Source organism: Rickettsiella endosymbiont of Miltochrista miniata (genome assembly GCF_964031245.1).
Classification (GTDB): domain Bacteria; phylum Pseudomonadota; class Gammaproteobacteria; order Diplorickettsiales; family Diplorickettsiaceae; genus Aquirickettsiella.
Window position 1 is genome coordinate 162,533 of sequence record NZ_OZ035017.1, and the last position, 16,493, is coordinate 179,025.

Below are 16,493 nucleotides of genomic sequence, written 5' to 3' on the forward strand. Positions count from 1 at the left end.
CTGTCATGAAGATAATTTTTTAAATCAACTGGGAATCACTGAGTATTATCATATTCTGAATAATTCCCTGGTACAAAGCTAGTGCTTGATCCTCGTAATCCAGCTTTGTTAAACCCATAACCAATCTACCTACATAAAAATTCGTAAGTATATTTTTTGTATCAAGATAAGAAAAACGGAAGTTAGTTTTAGCCTTAAAAATAAGAACTATTTCGTTTTTTCACTACGAATAAATCATTCTATGAAACGCCTTGTAATGGATTTGTGTTGAATGTATATAGGAATATACTCCATCTTCCACTTTCTTTTTTTAACACGAAAACTTCTCTATTAAAATCGAGAAGTTTTTTATTATTTACGACGTCTGTTACTACAGTACCTTTATGGTGGTGTGTTCTGACTACCGCCGTATCCCCGTTAATCCATATAGTGTCAAATGCAAAGTTAGTTTTGAACTTTTCTTTTTTGAAAAGAGAGTCATATTGCTCTTTTCTTTTTTCTGTAGTATCCGCAGTTAACTTATCATTCCACTGTGAATAACTTTCTTCACTAAATAGAGATAGAATTTCTTTTGTATCTGCGCTATTTAGTGCATTTTGATACTTTATTATTGTGTTAAAAACTTCCTTTTGGGCTGACGCTGTTTTTTTTTCGTTTGAATATTTAAAGTTTTCATCCTCTACAGTGTTACTTACTGCAAGTGCGTAGTTTATGTATAACAGAGGTATCAATATTAAAGCTATGAGTGTTTTAAATTTCATAAAAAATTCCATTTTCATAATATATATTTAAAAAATATCGATGTTTATCTAAAAAATTATTTACCTCCTCGATTGGCTTCTTGTATGTTAGTTCAATAAGTAACATCAATTTTGTTCCCTTTTTTTATTATGCCATATTGTTCGTTAGAGCCTGTATTAAAAATAAAAATATAATAATAATTCTTATTAACCTAGATATCTATACTGAGTTCTATAACTTGATTAGAGTAGACTCTAAATGCCTTTTTGCTTGATTTAACAGGGATCCCCGCCCATTTCACGCTGTGAAAGCTAGCCATGACCTCACTTTTCCATCGTCTCTTCGAGTCTTGTAAAACTGAGGTCATGGCTATTGGGCGGGAAAGCGTAGAGAAATTAAAAATGAAAAGTGAAAAAAAAATAATAATAGAACTAGAGGAAGGAGAGAAGTTACCCACAATCGTTGGATTTTTTGAGGAATCCAACTGGTGTGGATAACTCCTGACTTAGATTAAATTTTTTTGTTTCTAAATCACTTGATTCTTTTCTCAAAATGGGGTCCACTTTTTTAAGAGAAAAATAATCAGGATGATCACTTTGTGAAGTTAACATCGCGCGATGTAGCCATTTTACAATTCATTAATGAATTTGGTTTCTGTGAAATACCCCAGCTCAACGAACGCTTTGCTTTACGGAAACCGCGTAACTACCAAATAGTTAATAAATTAATACATCATAATCTATTGCAACATGAACGGATTTTTTATCGTCGTCATGGCCTATTTCGCTTAACTCAAACAGGTTCACGTTTTACTTCGTTACCTCCCTTACATCGAGTGCCGTTGGCCAATTACCACCATGATCTTGCTTTATTGAATCTCTATTTAAAACTAAGGATTTTTTATCCTGATACAACATGGATCAGTGAACGGAAATTAAAACATGATAAGTATAAATTGGGGGTCGGCCAGCAGGGGCATCTACCGGATGGAATATTAGTTTTTCCCGATGGTAAACAAGTTGCAATCGAAGTAGAACTTTCTTGCAAGAGTAAGCAACGCCTAGAAGCTATTTTAAAAACCTATGCGGCTCAGTTCTCATTGCAGGAGGTTTGGTATTTTTGCAGGCAGAGTATGTTGCCACGATTGCAAGATGCTGCAAAGGGCATGTCATTTATTAAGATTTATTCGCTGAGTGAGTTTTTAGAAAAACAGCCAACAGATTTGCATGTCAATGCAGGGTGATAATTTTCTACACCGCCCACGAGAAGCCATGCAGTGCCTATTGATTGGAATTTGCTTGGTGTGGCAATGGTATGTGGGACTCTTAGGCTTAGTCCTATTTCTGCTTCTTATTCGAGGTTTAAGCTATCCTGCTTGGCAGATTTTTTTGATAGGTAGCCTACTAGCTATTTTTAGTGCTGTATTGATCGAGCTGCAAGCACCGTTAACACTCTCTTTTTTTGAAATTATTCATCTTGGTTTTGTTAGTCATTTTGTTTTTTGGAAAACTTTATTTAATCAAGGTTTAAAAGCGGCATTACTATTTATCTATCAGCAAACATTTTATTATTGGCTGGGATTTCCGTTATTGTTCGCCGGTTTATTAGGCATGATAGAATGGATTCCTAATTCAACACATGAATGGGAATTAAAAGCGATTCAACGTGGTAGGGAATTCTCTTCCCCCAGCCATTGGAAAACTCAATTTCAGCGTTGGAATAAGCGATTTAATCAGCACAGTGATGGAACCTTATTAGGAATTTCTACTACTCATCAAGCGGTCATTATTCCCGATCAAGCAGTCAATCAAATGGTATTGGTGTTAGGTACGACAGGTGGTGGTAAAACGGTTACGCTACGACGTTTTTATCAACGTGCGCTACAGCAAGCCTATCCGTTGATTATTATTGATGGTAAACCCACGGAGGAAAATATAGTCTGGCTGCAAAAGAGATCCCAGCAGTATCAACGTAATTTTTATGGATTTAACTGTGCGGAATATCACCATTATGATCCTTTAGCACATGGCGGCTATACGGAACTCAAAGACAAACTCATTAGTTTAAAAGATCATTGGGAAAATGATTATTATCGTTCAATAGCCGAGGATTATTTACAAACCACCTTCGAAGTGCTGCTAACATTGAAAGAAAGTTTCGACTTAAAAACGACTGTGCGGTGTTTAGACTATGAAGAATTGGCCCTCAAAGCACGTGCGTTGACTGACGACTCATTAAAGGCGCGTGTACAGCGCTTACAGCGTTATGATGCTAAAGATATTACGGGATTACAAGCCCACTTAAACTTGTTAGTACATTCTGAGCTAGGTGCATTTTTTGAAAAGACAAATAATACATTTAATTTAGCAGAGATAATCGAATCAGGTAGTGTGGTCTATTTTGCTTTACCAGCGTTACGTTTCCCGAGTTTTGCTAAGGTTCTAGGTAAATTAATTATCAATGATATCAAAGCTGTGATTGATCGTTTAGATTCTAAGCAATGTATTTTTACTGTTTTTGATGAATTCTCCGTATTCGCAGGAGAACAAGTATTGAATTTAGTGAATATGGGGCGTGGTAAAGGTGTTCATGCAATTTTTGGCACACAAGGTTTAGCAGATTTGAAAAGAGTGGATATCAACTTTGAAAACCAACTATTAAATTGTGTCAACACATTGATCTGTCATCGACTGAATGATCATGAAAGCGCGGAAACTGTCGCGAGTTGGGTAGGGACGCAAGATGGGTTCAATATTACGGCACAGATAAGCGAGGATGCATCAACGGGAATGGGCAGTGTAAAACGTAATAAATCATTTATTATTCATCCTGATGAAATTAAGCAATCGTTACAGCCAGGAGAAGCTTTTTACATCAGTAAAGTAAATAAATTTCAGCAAGAAAAAGTAAAAATTATTTTTACAAAATAATATAAAAAATAGCTATTTTATAGTGCTTTTTTGAATAAAATAAGTTAAAATAAAAGCATAATAATTATGTTTTATTCGAATAAAAATATGCAATATGGAAGCCATAAAAAAATATTTCAATTCACTAATTTTATTACTTTTCTTTTTCTTTCTTCTCAATTGTGCTGGGCGGGTGGTGGAGATACCCCAGTTAATCAAGGTCTTCACTATTTCATTGATGCTTTGTTGGGCGCTACGGGTTTATCTATTGCAACGCTCGCTATTATGGGGGTGGGATTGTTGTGTGCCGGTCATTATGTGGAATGGAAATACTTTTTTTATACTTTGTTAGGTATTTCTTTTTTGTTTGGCGCACCCGCTATTGCCTTAGCCATACGTAGTCTTTTTTCGTAAATAGTAAAGTATTTAAAGAAAAATAATAAGTTTAGAGGGAATTAATATGCAAGATTACCAACTCGAAGTCGATCCGCTCGCACTGGCTTTAACACGTCCACCGTTGTTCATGGGAATTCCGATACGTTTTTTCTTTGCGAATCTAGGCATCAATATTCTGATTTGTATTGATTTTCATACTTTAATGGGTATTCCTCTATTTGGGCTATTTCATCTGGTTTTATTTCGGCTTGCAACGAAAGATCTGCAGTTTTTTTGCTTATGGTTGAAATTTTTCACACAAACGCCACCTGTTTTGAACAGTGGTTTTTGGGGTGGAACAAATAGTTATCAGCCGGGGTGAAGTATATGTTTGCTAAAAAGATAAAACAAAAAAATCCTCTACCAAGCCGCTTACTAAGAAATGAAGTCAATGCTTCACGCCATATTAATATCTTAGGGCATTACAATAACGATACCTTGATCGATAAAAGTGGCAAGCTCATTCAAATTATTCAACTGGCTGGGATTAATGAACTCACGCAAAGTGAAGCGGACTTAGACGCCTATAAAAATCGTCGCAATAGTTTATTAAAAAGTTTTTCCTCTGAATACGCGGTTTATTTCTGGACCCTGCGTCGCCAAACTACCGAGTATCCAGATGGAGAATTTAAACCAGGTTTTGCTCAGCAGTTGAATGAAAAATATAGAGAGCGAATCAAAAGGAATTCACTGTTTCAGAATGCGATTTATTTAGCAATCGTTACTAAACCGGCAGCGGGTGTTATCAATCAAGGATTTAATTGGATTAGCAAATTAAGCCGTCAGCTCGATAAAGAGGCACAACAACAGCAATTGGCTAAAACCTATCAAGCGCTTGAAGCAACCACACAAAAAGTGTTGCAAGTCTTGTCTGACTATCAACCGCAATTATTAACGGTTTATCAAAAGGATGAGCTTTATTTTTCGCAACCATTAGCTTTTGTGGATCAGTTGATTAATTACGATCGACAGGCTGTACCGCTAGCGGCGCAAGATGCGTCGATTTATATAGCAAGGAAACGCCTATTTTTTAATCATCGTTCAGGAACCATTGAATGCCGTGCAGGCGATCACAGTAAACAATTTGCTGCAGCACTGTCTATCAAGATGTATCCAGCGATGACCTATCAGGGTTTATTAGATAGCTTAAATTCGCTACGCATGGAATATACCATCACACAATCATTTCGATTTTATGATCGTTATTTGGCTAAAACTCGTTTACGCGATCAACAGCAAGATATGCAGCAAACAAAAGAAGAATCCAATCGACAAACAGAGCAGATCGATGAAGCGTTTGAAGAGGCAGCAAGTGGTGATGCGGGTTATGGCCAACATCATTTTAGTTTGCTGTGTTATGCCAACAGTCAGGAACAATTGAATCACCGCGTGGGCGAAATCATTGCTTTATTTTCTGATCGAGATATCGTGTGTATTCGCGAAGATATCGGTTGCGAATGTGCTTTCTGGGCGCAATTACCCGGTAATTTTGCTTACATTGTTCGAGCAGCGGAAATCTCAACAAAAAATATGGCGGCCTTTGCTAGCTTGCACAGTGACCCAGTAGGTCAAATGCAGGGTAATTTTTGGGGGAATGCCGTAACTGTCTTAGAAACACTTTCTGGCAGTCCTTTTTATTTTAATTTTCATACTAAAGATGTTGGAAATTTCATTATTGTGGGTGCCACCGGCAGTGGTAAAACCGTGTTAGTTGGGTTCCTTATCACACAAAGTATGAAGTTTGGTGGGAAACGCGTCATCTTTGATAAAGATCGCGGTTTGGAAATCTTAGTCAGAGCGTTGGGCGGTGTTTATGAAATTTTAAAACCAGGGAAATCTACCGGTTTTAATCCTTGTCAACTGAATGATACATCAGAAAACCGTACTTTCTTACTTAATCTTTTTAAGCAACTTCTAAAATCTCAACATAAGCCTCTCGATGAACAGGAAATAAAAATCATCGAAGATGCTATCGCAGGGATGTATCGCTTAAACCCAACAGAAAGACAGTTTTGTCATATCGCGCCATTTTTTGGTAAAAATAGTCCGGGTTCACTGCGTGCACGATTTGAATGTTGGCACAGTCATCGTGAACAGGCTTGGGTTTTTGATAATGTCAGCGATTGTTTTGAACAGCAACAGTATGACACGGATGTAATCGGTCTTGATTTAAGCCATCTTTTAAAAGATGAAGTGTGTAAAACACCCACGTTAATGTACCTACTGCATCGCTTCAGTCAGCAACTCGAAGGTCAACGCGGCATGATCTTTCTCGATGAAGGTTGGTTAGCGCTACAGGATGATTATTTCAAAAACATTATCAATGATTTATCGCGTACACCGCGCAAGAAAAATAATTTTTTTGGTTTAGCCACGCAAGCGGCACAGGATACGTCTGTTTCAGCCATTCAAGCACCGATTAATGAAGCAGCAGCCTGTAAGATCTTTTTTCCTAATCCTATGGCCGATCGAAAAACCTATATCGAAGGTTTCGGTTTAACAGAACGCGAATTTGAGTTAATAAAAACCTTACCGGATGACAGTCATTATTTTTTATTGAATTACGGTCGTGGCAAGGAATCGGTTGTGCTAAGAGCTAATCTCAAAGAATTAGACGATGAGATTGCCATCATTTCTGGACGGCAAGAAACGGTAAGCTTATTGGATACTATTCATGCTGAAGTAGGGGATGATCCAAAGATTTGGCTACCTATTTTTCAGCAACGCAGAAAAATGGAGAAAAGCAGATGCTAAACCCAATTCACTGTACTTACAAAACTGTAGCGCTTAGTTTATTCATGATTTTATCTTTTCCTAGTTATGCCGATCCTATTAGCGATTTAGTCAATATTGCGGCACAAATTCAAGGCTATCAATTACAGATTTCGAGTATTCAAAATACGATACAAGGATTAACTCACCAGATACAAGATGCCGTATCGGGTCAATCAGCATGGGGACATTCGCAATTTACCGATCATCAATCTTGGGGTGAAAATACGGATCGTTGGGGTTCTGTTTTAAGTATGGCGGGAAACGGCGGAAATAATAGCCAATTAGGACGAACGCTGCGTGCATTAGTTGAAGAATTTCCTGTAGCGACCGAACTCTATAACAGTGTGAACCCAAATAAAATGGACCAAAAATATTATGCCTTAAAAGCTAAAACGGCTTTAGCCGCTAGAGCGGCGAGTCAATTGAGCTACGATAAAATTCAAGATCAGATTAACTATGCCAATCAATTACGTCAACAAATTGGCACAACGGCTACCTTAAAACAATCAGTTGATTTAGAAAGTCGCCTTACACTAGAAAATAATTTAATTCAGCTAGAAATGTTGCGCCAATTAGCGCTAATCAATCAGCAACACGCGATTGATGCACAAGCAGAAGTGAATGATGCGGTACAGAATGCCCATTTTCTTAATGCAAACTATAAATAAACATGTAAAACAATAGGAAAGCAAACAATGGAAAATTTATCTAGGCATTTATTAAGCGTATTATTAGTATTTTTAGTTTTATGTTTAACCAGTTGTGCGAATACACCATTACAAGCACCTTGTGATGCAAATGCTACTTTTTGTGGCACAAAAACAAAAATTAATTCATGGTAAAAGGAGCTATCTATGCCATTACTTTACAAACGATTTGTTTTATTCAGTATTTTAATAGCCAGTTTTTCTTTTTTAGCAGCATGTAGTCATAAAAATCCTTTAGTGGATGAGAAAATAATTCGAGCGTTGGATGAAGATTTCTTTTTAAGAGGAGATGGCCAGCCTATTAATGAATGCGCTCACTATTTCATCGATCCTAAACAAAATTTACCCTTAAAAAATAAATGTGAAGGTTGGACAAAAAAATATTACCGTAGCTTAATGAATAAGCATTTTATTCCTGTTAGTACGACGTTAAAAGATTTTAGAGATCCTGATTTCTGGAAAAAAATAAAAGCATTTTCTCTCTTATAGATCAAATAAAATGATGCTCTCTGCTCAGAGTTTTATTACGGATACATTAACCGCGGTAGACGGTGTGATTGGCCACTATGTCCAAACGGTCTATCTGCAGTTAGCAGTACAATACAACAGTACACTCTTGCTGTTGTGTACACTTTATATTCTGTTGCTAGGCTATCGTTTTACCATGCATACCTTGAGTGCTGATTTCAGCACTATTAGCCGACATTTAATTGTTTTATGCATAGTTTATGGATTGATTACCAATTGGTCTTTATATTATCTCTTTGTTTATAACCTTTTTACGAATGAACCAGGTGATATCGCCCAAGTGATGGTTAATGCATCCAACCCATTGACTTCTGATCAATCAATTGCGCAAGCACTTAATCAAGTTTATAGCACAGGGATGGATGCCTCCAAAAAATTATTTAATGGAGGAATTAGACTTTTTTTCTGTAGTATTTTCATATTTGTTTTTACTTTTGTATGTTGTTTGACGGCGCTAGGACTTTTAATCTACGCAAAGCTCGCGATGGCCATTGCGTTAGCACTCGGTCCAATTTTTCTACCTTTTATTCTTTGGGAGTCAACGCGTGGTTGGTTTGGCAGCTGGCTGAGAAAATTATTTAATTTCGCATTAATCCCTATCGTAACAGCCAGTATTTTATCTCTCATGCTGTCGGTGATGGAGCTGGTTTTACCTGACCTAAATAGCCAAGCGGCACAAGGAAATCCCGATTTTTTTACCATGGGATTGTTTGGCGGCTTATCTTTAGTGACCGCTTTTTTGTTAAAACAAAGTTTACCGATCGCAAGCAGTTTAAGTGGCGGGCTTACGCTGGCCGCTTTAGGTCAAGTAGGCAGTATGGTGAGTTCTACTCTTAGAGCAACTGGCATGAATGCTGCAGGGCGTTTGGCTGGAAAAGGAATTAAAGCCATAGGGAACGTAATGGCTAACAAAGCGGCAAGTCAAAAAAAATCAACCGTCAATGCAGCCGTAGAGCAAGGAAAAAAATGAAAACGAATACAAGTGAAGCATTTTACCAAAAAGCTGCTGATTGGCGTTATGATGTTTATCATAGCAAAGCCATTTGGTTACGTTATTCGTTGATTGGAAATATAGGATTATTGCTTTGTTTATTGTTTACATTAATCATGCTGACTTGTTTGATCCCACTCAAACAAAAAGTACCTTACCTGTATGCGTTTAATAACGCGACGGGTGAAATAACTAAGCTGGGTAAATTAGAACCTACGCAGCTAACGGCTAATTGGCAGATGACACGTTATTTTCTTATACACTATGTCATCAATCGAGAAAGCTATGATAGCGATAATTTAGAAATTCCTTACCAATTAGCGTGGGCTCAATCGGATGTCATGATCCGAAAACAATACGATGCTGAAGTGGATAGTAATGTATTGACTTCCCCGTATCGCAAATATGGAAAAAATAAAGCGGTCACAGTACGAGTGTTATCGGTTTCACGCTTGAATGACAATACGGCGGCTATTCGCTTCGAAAAACGATTGAGTGATAAAGCATCTAATACACAACAAGTGGCGAATCAAGAAGTCATCGTGAAATGGCACTATCAATCAGTTAAAGCAACCCAAGTTCAACTAGATAGAAATCCACTCGGATTTACCGTGACGTATTACCAAGTGACACCGGTTAATTTAAATGAGGAGAACCGTCATGAGTGAACGAATTACTTTTCTTTTATTGAGCATGCTTATCATTACCATGGGACATAGCATGGCGCAAGCGGCTTTGCTTCCTAGGCAGGTTACAGCGGATCAACATGTTAAAACAGTCAACTATGATCCGAATAACGTGGTTATTATCCACGGACATTATGGTTATCAGACACAAGTGGTGTTTGCCGGGGACGAGGAAGTACAAAATATATCTATCGGCGATAGCTTAGCTTGGCAAGCGGTATCGGTTAAAAATAATCTGTTTATCAAACCTATGGCTGCATCAAAGACTAATATGACCGTACTGACCAATGTTAATAGCTATAATTTTCAATTAGATTCGAATGATACAAAAACTTCACCGACATATAAATTACAGTTTATCTATCCGAGTGCAGGCTACGATCGAAGTGGACAAACCAATGCCCTTGGCGTTTGTGATCCGACCAAAATTAACTGGAAATATAGTTTTACCGGCGACAAACGATTAGCACCACGAGAAGCATTTGATTGTAACGGTCAGTTTACTTATTTCCGCTTCGACAATAGCTTACCCGCCATTTTTATTGTGGATAAGAATCGGCAAGAAACTTTAGTCAATTATCACATGAAAGGAAACTATGTCGTTGTCAATACGACAGCACCCCAATTTACTTTACGAAGCGGGCGTTATGTGACGAGTGTGTATAACGATGCCGCCATCGGTGATTGGCAGAACATAAAATAAATGGTGGTAACGTCATGGTAAAACAAACAACTTCCCCACCTGAAGGATTGCCCGAGATTACTGAACCAAGCCGTAAAAAGCCGGCTCTTCTTATCCTGTTGCTAAGTTTATTACTTTTATTAGGAATACATTTTCTGTTTCATTCTAAAAAAACTGAAACTAAAACCAAATTCGCAGTCGAAGAATCTTATACACTACCCAACAACGAGGGAAAGTCATCAAAATCATCCCCATTAAAAGGACAATCTGAAATTAAACAACTATCAGAACAACAATTGGCTTTATTACAAGCTAAACAAAAAGAATTACAACTGCGTTTATCTGCGCCCATGATGTTGCTTGAACAAAGCGGTAATCAATCCAGTAATTCCACGACACCCGTAAAATCTAAAACGCTCTCTACTGATCCCAACAGTCAATTTTTACAGCAGCTTAGTGGATCGAACATCAATAAACGGATTCAGGCAAATTCATTAGGTCCTTTAAATCAGTTGATCGCTCAGGGCCAGATCATGCATGCTATTTTAGAAACAGCGATTAATTCTGATTTACCGGGTTCCTTGCGGGCAATCATCGATCAGCCGGTTTATGCAGAAGATGGCTCGCAAGTGCTTATATCGCCAGGTAGTCGTTTGATCGGACAATACAAAAGTGGCATGTCGGAAGGGCAATCGCGAATTTTTATTGTTTGGACACGTTTAATAACGCCGGGTGGTTTGAGTCTGAATTTAGATTCGTCGGGTGTCGATTCATTAGGTATGGCGGGAACGGCTGCCGATGTTATTGATCGACATTTTTGGCAACGATTTGGAACGGCTACACTTCTTTCGATTTTGGGTGCGGGTACATCTAATGTCGGTGTTGCTAATAACGCATCCTATAATGCAACCCAAGCCTATCGTATGGCTATAGCGAATAGTTTGAATCAAACCGCACAGCAAACATTGCAACAACAAACGACGATTCCACCGACCTTATGGGTAAATCAAGGGTCTCCCATCCAAGTGTTTGTAGCACATGACTTAGATTTTCGATCGGTTCATCAAGAAGCAAAAGGTAAAGTCAATGTCTTCTAAAATTATACAGAAAAAATGTCCATAAAAGCGTTAGAAAAACACATAGAACCCTTAAAACCTTTCTTACAAACAGCAGGTGTAACGGAAGTTTGCATTAATCAACCCGGTTTAGTATTTGTTGAAAAAAATGGAAATTTTACTTGCCATGAAATACAGATCTTAGAATTTAGCTTTCTTGAAGCATTAGCTAACCTGATTGCAGAATTTAACCATAAAACATTTCCGCACCCTTTAGTTTCAGGCTATTTACCGACGGGCGAACGCATACAATGTATTATGCCACCTGCTTGTGAAAAAAATAATGCGATTTATTCTATTCGTTGCCATTCACGTCATGAAATGAGTCTAGAGGATTATCAAAAAACAGGGGTTTTTGATGAGTTTGCTGTCGTAAACAAAGATGCGACTAAAGAAACAGCAACTTCTTTAAAAGAGTTACACGCGCAAAAAAATATTGCTGAATTTCTGAAGTTAGCAATAAGTGCTAAAAAAAACATGATCATTAGTGGTGGGACGGGTACCGGTAAGACAACCTTTCTCAATGCGTGTTTAAAACTTATTCCAGATACGGACCGTTTGATCACGGTAGAAGATACGCGAGAGGTTAAGGTAGCGCAGGCAAACAAAGTACATTTACTTTTTAATGAAGACGATAAAAATATGACCGCAGCGAAATTATTCAAGGCATGTTTACGCTTAAGGCCCGATAGAATACTGCTGTCTGAATTGCGCGGTGCTGAAGCATGGTCATTTCTGAGAGCAGCAAACAGTGGTCATCCAGGAAGCATCAGTACGGTGCATGCTGACACACCGGCAGGTTGTTTTGATCAGCTCGTATTCATGATGCAACAAGCAGGTTCAAATTCGAGTGAAGAAAAATTACGGACTTATATTCAATCTATCATTCCAATCATTATCCAGTTAAAACGTAGTGCTAACTCGAAACGATTTGTAGAGATAGCAGAGATTTATTTTGATAGTGGTTAGGCTAGGTGTCCAATCCATAATTTTACTAAAGTTTCTGCTATTTCAATTTATTAAATAAAGTTATTATTTATTTTTCAGTAAGCCATACTCTACTAAAAGAGAGTGTAATTGTCCTCTTGCTAATGGTTTTCGAAAAACACGATCGGCGCCGAGTGCTAAATAAGTTGCTTCGTTTTCTTTGTCATGGGCGGTTACTACGATGAAAGGAAGCGGTTTTCGTTGTATTTCTCTCGTGCGCGCTGCTTTTATGACATTTCCCCCAGGAATGTCCGGTAAGCCCATATCAAGCAAGACCATATCGTAATAAAGCTGACGGATTGCAGCTTGTCCTCGGCTAACACAATCAACCTGACAGCCCAAGCTTGCAAGAACTTGTTGATGGATGGTTCGAATAATGGGGTCGTCTTCAACAACCAAGATACGAGGGGTAAGGGAAGAGTTTGCAAAGTCATGATTCATAAAATTTCTCCTGAAAAGTGTTATTTTTTTATAGTGTGACTATTATTGATATTCTGCGCAATTCCCGGAATTCCGGGGAGGTAATTCTGATTTTTTAAAGTTGAAAACGAATTTTTAAGCCAGAAATAATAGGATTTTTTTATTTCTTTGGTTATAAGTACCCCCGGAATTCCGAGGGTTTTTTGTTGTAAATTTTTAAGGTTTTTTGATCCATCCATAGCGAATACCCTCCATAACTGCTCTAGCAATTGTTTTACATTTCAGTTTTTTCTTAATGCTTTTATGATAGTCTTCAACTGTATTGTGCTTAATATCGAGTAATTCAGCGCTTTCTCTTACGGTGTATCCTAAAGCGGCTAATGAGAGGCACTCTTTTTCTCGAGGGCTTAACTGTGAATCAACGATCAATGTAGTTCTTAAACTGAGATTAAATAATAAAGTTTTGATGAGTTGACGTTGTTTGAGTGATGGTTTGTGATTACCCAGTTTTATTAAAATACGCGTTATTAGATCAGTGGGCTCATTAATGGATGAACCCTGAGTTAGATCGGAATCCCCTATAGCGGATTTAATCACTTTCTTTTGAGACATAATGACCTCCAAGGCGCAAAATAGGCCCTAATTAAATTTGAAAAAAGAAATATTTTTTAAGATTTATCAGGTGCTATGTTTGTCGAAGTCGCGCTAAGATAGCCTCAAATAGAAGTTTTTGATGACGAAATAAAAAAGTAATGAACCTTTGATTAATAAAAGTAAATTGCCCTAAGGGGGCCCGATGATTTATTCTATAAAAAGTCATGATGCTCGACTCCTAGTAATTTTAGGTTGTTGAGATAAGTGGCTAGCACGGCAAGGTATTACCAGTACCTTGTGCAGTGCGGTTTGGTGCGGGAAGTTATTCCTGCACCAGATTTTTTATAACAGGCAATCCAAATCTTAGCGGTCCCAATAGGTGATCTGCAAGAGGTTTAACTAAATTTATTAAACATTTGAAATAAAAAAGTTTTTTGAATCTTTTTAATTGAAATTAATTAGTTTATTTATTCTTTGTTCAGCAACCTGACAGTAGACGAGCTGGTTATCGATCAGCAAACAGCGTCGATGTAAAGAAAGTGCTGCTAAACCTGTAGTGCCGCTGCCAGAAAATGGATCAACAATCAGATCATTTGGTTTTGAGAGTAATTGGATAAAAAACTGAGGTAATGCAACCGGAAAAACAGCTGGATGACCTTGATTGCGATTTTCAGGGCTCAGATGCAAAACGTTTGTTGGTAGTACTTGTTTTTTGTTACGCCAATTGGCTAAGTCACGCTGAAAGCCACTACCTGTACTAGAACGAACGAAGGGAGATTTTAGATTCTCGAAATTCATCAACCGTTGTTGAGTGGATAAGGCAATCGGGATTTTAATCGCATCCTGATTAATATAAGGTGTTTTTACTTTGGCGAGATGAAACACATATTCCCAGGCATCCCGTAAGCGAGTTGGCCAATATCCTGGCATACTGGTTTTTTTATGCCAGATATAGTCGTCTATGCAATACCAACCTAAGCCAATGAGTTTTTCTATCGTATTCCATACATAATGCTGACGGACACCGTTAACAATTTTATCTTTCATATTCAGCACTAAACTTCCCGTTGGTTTTAGAGCTTGCCAAAACGTGCTATGAAAAGATATGAACCAATCGGCATAATCGCCAGGAGGAATGCTGTTGTAATGTTGTTTCCGTGCATCCGCATACGGTGGAGATGTAACAATCAAATCAACTTGATTAGGAAAAGCGCGCAATTCTTTCTCACAATCGCCATGCAGAATTTTATAATTGTTTTGAAATAAAGACTCATTAACTAAGTTGTTTTGCATAAAGATCCTTCAATTTTCTTCTTCTTCAGACGTATCCGTATCAATCTGCAATTGCGAAAACTGCTGAGTCGCTTGTGAAAGTGTTAATGGGAGAATAGATAATTGTTTAGTGCCGTTGGCATATACAATCAATGCGCGTTTAACATCACCTATTAAAATAGGATCGGGTGGATTATGTGAACCTTGGACTTGATTATCATATTCCAAGCTGCCTTTGAGTGATCGTGGATAGCTAGTGAGTGGTTTACGTTGGTAATCACGATAGCGTTTTTCAAATTCATGGCGTAAAAAGGGTAATTCTTTTTCCGGTTGCTGGCATAAGTAAACCCAACCGCCCATGTCTCGAATGACACAGTGTATAATCGGGTTGTCAAAAACTACACTGTCATAGCGACCTACTGTGCGAATAGCCGTTACTACTTGGCTCCATGCGTTAAGCGCATGACTATGACTATCACCTTGAATTAAAACAATTAAATCAGCAGGAGTTGGCATGCCCCATTTCTGGCGATCGGGATTTTGTAAAGTATTCAGTATCGCTTGTTTTACTTGGGGAAACGGATAAGCTTTAAGACATTGCCAGTAGGTTTCTAGTAATAAACTTGAAACTTTGCGGTTAAAAGATTCCGCCAATAATGTCAGCCATTCTAGAAAGGGTTTTTTATCATCTGTTAACATAAAATCTCCTATTTTGTTGTTTAATTTTTTGAGTGATTCAACCATTGTTCTCCAACGACGAGGTTGTGGGCTAGGGTAGGACTCAGTCCTCGTGTTGCTAAACGAGTTACGTCATGATCGGGAGGGGCCTGCTGTCGTTGTAGAGAGTCACGTTGCTCTTTAGCAAGCCATGCATTGATGTGACGAAGGATCTGTGAGCGTGTTTTGCGTGCACTTGGATTAGCTTCATTCCAAGCTTGTATTTGACGTAACTCTTGCAAAACATCAATGTTTGGATAGGTTTTTTTCCAGGTGTGAATATCCATTTTTCCCGTAATAAACACATCGTTATTTTGAAGTGGAATACCGATGGCTTCTTCGTCGTGAATGCTCTTTTTATTAATTGATAAGGGAATTTTTGAATTGCTGCTGGGTAAGCCGTCGATAAACGACGGCTTACCAACAACATCCTTCTCCTGTTCCTGATCCTTCTCCTGTTCCTGTTCCTGTTCCTGATTCTGTTCCTGGTTTTGAAAGGGTTGCGATAGAGTTGCCAAATGGTTTTTAAACCCTTCATCTAAGTATTTTGTTTGATCTAATAAGATTTTAATTATGGCTTTGGAAACCGTTGATTGATGTGGAACTCGTTTAAAAAGCTTAACTATGCTTTTTCCTTGATTGGGATTTTCAATGGGGTTCCAATCTAGGAAGTTAATGATTAAAATCCAGTTTGATTCTGGATCTCTGATTAAAAATCTAATTTGATCGAGTTCTGCAAATGCGTTGTAAACTGTTTCTTCATTCCATTTTAAATCCTCTGCTACATACCCTGTGGGTAATCGAAAACAACCCAACATGTTAGTATGTGGTCCAGTCAGTAGATAAACAGCCAATAATTTGGCGTGAGTGGATAAATTTTGTAATGCTATATCAGACCAGAATTGTGTTTGTACAGAACCATATTCTCTCATCG

General features: G+C 37.9%; 18 protein-coding genes. 12 read left to right on the forward strand and 6 right to left on the reverse strand.

The features are described 5' to 3' along the window. Window positions 1–239 precede the first annotated feature (239 nt). Window positions 240–761: a hypothetical protein gene (locus AAHH40_RS00740; protein WP_342220218.1), complete on the reverse strand. Its 522-nt coding sequence runs from the start codon at window positions 759–761 to the stop codon at window positions 240–242. Between the two features lie 578 nt (window positions 762–1,339). On the opposite strand from AAHH40_RS00740, the gene AAHH40_RS00745 reads away from it, so the two are divergent. The 12 genes from AAHH40_RS00745 (at window position 1,340) to virB11 (ending at window position 12,538) form a co-directional block, all read left to right on the forward strand. Then, window positions 1,340–1,984, forward strand: coding sequence for a hypothetical protein (locus AAHH40_RS00745; RefSeq protein ID WP_342220219.1), 645 nt, complete (start codon window positions 1,340–1,342; stop codon window positions 1,982–1,984). Continuing rightward, window positions 1,968–3,671 carry a type IV secretory system conjugative DNA transfer family protein gene (locus AAHH40_RS00750; protein WP_342220220.1) on the forward strand — a complete coding sequence of 568 codons (1,704 nt, stop codon included), beginning with the start codon at window positions 1,968–1,970 and terminating at the stop codon, window positions 3,669–3,671. The genes AAHH40_RS00745 and AAHH40_RS00750 overlap by 17 nt, the downstream gene beginning before the upstream one ends. 66 nt (window positions 3,672–3,737) lie before the next feature. Beyond that, window positions 3,738–4,064 carry a TrbC/VirB2 family protein gene (locus AAHH40_RS00755; protein ID WP_342220221.1) on the forward strand — a complete coding sequence of 109 codons (327 nt, stop codon included), beginning with the start codon at window positions 3,738–3,740 and terminating at the stop codon, window positions 4,062–4,064. Between the two features lie 46 nt (window positions 4,065–4,110). Next, complete coding sequence (locus AAHH40_RS00760) at window positions 4,111–4,407, forward strand: type IV secretion system protein VirB3 (protein ID WP_342220222.1); 297 nt, start codon at window positions 4,111–4,113, stop codon at window positions 4,405–4,407. A gap of 5 nt (window positions 4,408–4,412) precedes the next feature. After that, a complete protein-coding gene (locus tag AAHH40_RS00765; RefSeq protein ID WP_342220223.1) occupies window positions 4,413–6,839 on the forward strand; it encodes a VirB4 family type IV secretion/conjugal transfer ATPase in 2,427 nt (808 codons plus the stop codon). Further along, window positions 6,833–7,528 (forward strand): type IV secretion system protein, encoded by a 696-nt coding sequence (locus tag AAHH40_RS00770; RefSeq protein ID WP_342220224.1) that lies wholly within the window; start codon window positions 6,833–6,835, stop codon window positions 7,526–7,528. Before AAHH40_RS00765 ends, AAHH40_RS00770 begins: the two co-directional genes overlap by 7 nt. 186 nt (window positions 7,529–7,714) lie before the next feature. Then, the gene (locus AAHH40_RS00775) at window positions 7,715–8,056 is read left to right on the forward strand and encodes a hypothetical protein (protein ID WP_342220225.1); all 342 of its coding nucleotides are present in this window, start codon (window positions 7,715–7,717) and stop codon (window positions 8,054–8,056) included. Window positions 8,057–8,066: 10 nt separating this feature from the next. Further along, window positions 8,067–9,065 (forward strand): type IV secretion system protein, encoded by a 999-nt coding sequence (locus AAHH40_RS00780; RefSeq protein WP_342220226.1) that lies wholly within the window; start codon window positions 8,067–8,069, stop codon window positions 9,063–9,065. After that, window positions 9,062–9,754: a type IV secretion system protein gene (locus AAHH40_RS00785; protein WP_342220227.1), complete on the forward strand. Its 693-nt coding sequence runs from the start codon at window positions 9,062–9,064 to the stop codon at window positions 9,752–9,754. The genes AAHH40_RS00780 and AAHH40_RS00785 overlap by 4 nt, the downstream gene beginning before the upstream one ends. Further along, window positions 9,747–10,475 carry a TrbG/VirB9 family P-type conjugative transfer protein gene (locus AAHH40_RS00790; protein ID WP_342220228.1) on the forward strand — a complete coding sequence of 243 codons (729 nt, stop codon included), beginning with the start codon at window positions 9,747–9,749 and terminating at the stop codon, window positions 10,473–10,475. Before AAHH40_RS00785 ends, AAHH40_RS00790 begins: the two co-directional genes overlap by 8 nt. 14 nt (window positions 10,476–10,489) lie before the next feature. Continuing rightward, window positions 10,490–11,551, forward strand: coding sequence for a TrbI/VirB10 family protein (locus AAHH40_RS00795; RefSeq protein WP_342220229.1), 1,062 nt, complete (start codon window positions 10,490–10,492; stop codon window positions 11,549–11,551). Window positions 11,552–11,566: 15 nt separating this feature from the next. Further along, the gene (gene virB11 / locus AAHH40_RS00800; protein WP_342220230.1) at window positions 11,567–12,538 is read left to right on the forward strand and encodes a P-type DNA transfer ATPase VirB11; all 972 of its coding nucleotides are present in this window, start codon (window positions 11,567–11,569) and stop codon (window positions 12,536–12,538) included. A gap of 63 nt (window positions 12,539–12,601) precedes the next feature. Here virB11 and AAHH40_RS00805 read toward each other — a convergent pair whose 3' ends face one another. From AAHH40_RS00805 to AAHH40_RS00825, 5 genes are all read right to left on the reverse strand, one after another. Beyond that, window positions 12,602–12,997 (reverse strand): response regulator, encoded by a 396-nt coding sequence (locus AAHH40_RS00805; protein WP_342220231.1) that lies wholly within the window; start codon window positions 12,995–12,997, stop codon window positions 12,602–12,604. 195 nt (window positions 12,998–13,192) lie between these two features. Further along, window positions 13,193–13,588, reverse strand: coding sequence for a LuxR C-terminal-related transcriptional regulator (locus tag AAHH40_RS00810; protein WP_342220232.1), 396 nt, complete (start codon window positions 13,586–13,588; stop codon window positions 13,193–13,195). A gap of 426 nt (window positions 13,589–14,014) precedes the next feature. Next, on the reverse strand, window positions 14,015–14,863 hold the full coding sequence (locus AAHH40_RS00815) for a site-specific DNA-methyltransferase (RefSeq protein WP_342220233.1): 849 nt from the start codon (window positions 14,861–14,863) through the stop codon (window positions 14,015–14,017). A gap of 9 nt (window positions 14,864–14,872) precedes the next feature. Continuing rightward, window positions 14,873–15,541: a DUF6475 domain-containing protein gene (locus tag AAHH40_RS00820; protein ID WP_342220234.1), complete on the reverse strand. Its 669-nt coding sequence runs from the start codon at window positions 15,539–15,541 to the stop codon at window positions 14,873–14,875. A gap of 20 nt (window positions 15,542–15,561) precedes the next feature. Beyond that, window positions 15,562–16,491 carry a hypothetical protein gene (locus AAHH40_RS00825; protein WP_342220235.1) on the reverse strand — a complete coding sequence of 310 codons (930 nt, stop codon included), beginning with the start codon at window positions 16,489–16,491 and terminating at the stop codon, window positions 15,562–15,564. Window positions 16,492–16,493 lie beyond the last annotated feature (2 nt).

Coding starts and splice junctions, on each gene's coding strand:
- AAHH40_RS00740 (WP_342220218.1), bottom strand. CDS start 761: ATGAAATTTAAAACACTCATAGCTTTAATATTGATACCTCTGTTATAC.
- AAHH40_RS00750 (WP_342220220.1), top strand. CDS start 1,968: ATGTCAATGCAGGGTGATAATTTTCTACACCGCCCACGAGAAGCCATG.
- AAHH40_RS00755 (WP_342220221.1), top strand. CDS start 3,738: ATGTTTTATTCGAATAAAAATATGCAATATGGAAGCCATAAAAAAATA.
- AAHH40_RS00760 (WP_342220222.1), top strand. CDS start 4,111: ATGCAAGATTACCAACTCGAAGTCGATCCGCTCGCACTGGCTTTAACA.
- AAHH40_RS00765 (WP_342220223.1), top strand. CDS start 4,413: ATGTTTGCTAAAAAGATAAAACAAAAAAATCCTCTACCAAGCCGCTTA.
- AAHH40_RS00770 (WP_342220224.1), top strand. CDS start 6,833: ATGCTAAACCCAATTCACTGTACTTACAAAACTGTAGCGCTTAGTTTA.
- AAHH40_RS00775 (WP_342220225.1), top strand. CDS start 7,715: ATGCCATTACTTTACAAACGATTTGTTTTATTCAGTATTTTAATAGCC.
- AAHH40_RS00780 (WP_342220226.1), top strand. CDS start 8,067: ATGATGCTCTCTGCTCAGAGTTTTATTACGGATACATTAACCGCGGTA.
- AAHH40_RS00785 (WP_342220227.1), top strand. CDS start 9,062: ATGAAAACGAATACAAGTGAAGCATTTTACCAAAAAGCTGCTGATTGG.
- AAHH40_RS00790 (WP_342220228.1), top strand. CDS start 9,747: ATGAGTGAACGAATTACTTTTCTTTTATTGAGCATGCTTATCATTACC.
- AAHH40_RS00795 (WP_342220229.1), top strand. CDS start 10,490: ATGGTAAAACAAACAACTTCCCCACCTGAAGGATTGCCCGAGATTACT.
- virB11 (WP_342220230.1), top strand. CDS start 11,567: ATGTCCATAAAAGCGTTAGAAAAACACATAGAACCCTTAAAACCTTTC.
- AAHH40_RS00805 (WP_342220231.1), bottom strand. CDS start 12,997: ATGAATCATGACTTTGCAAACTCTTCCCTTACCCCTCGTATCTTGGTT.
- AAHH40_RS00810 (WP_342220232.1), bottom strand. CDS start 13,588: ATGTCTCAAAAGAAAGTGATTAAATCCGCTATAGGGGATTCCGATCTA.
- AAHH40_RS00815 (WP_342220233.1), bottom strand. CDS start 14,863: ATGCAAAACAACTTAGTTAATGAGTCTTTATTTCAAAACAATTATAAA.
- AAHH40_RS00820 (WP_342220234.1), bottom strand. CDS start 15,541: ATGTTAACAGATGATAAAAAACCCTTTCTAGAATGGCTGACATTATTG.
- AAHH40_RS00825 (WP_342220235.1), bottom strand. CDS start 16,491: ATGAGAGAATATGGTTCTGTACAAACACAATTCTGGTCTGATATAGCA.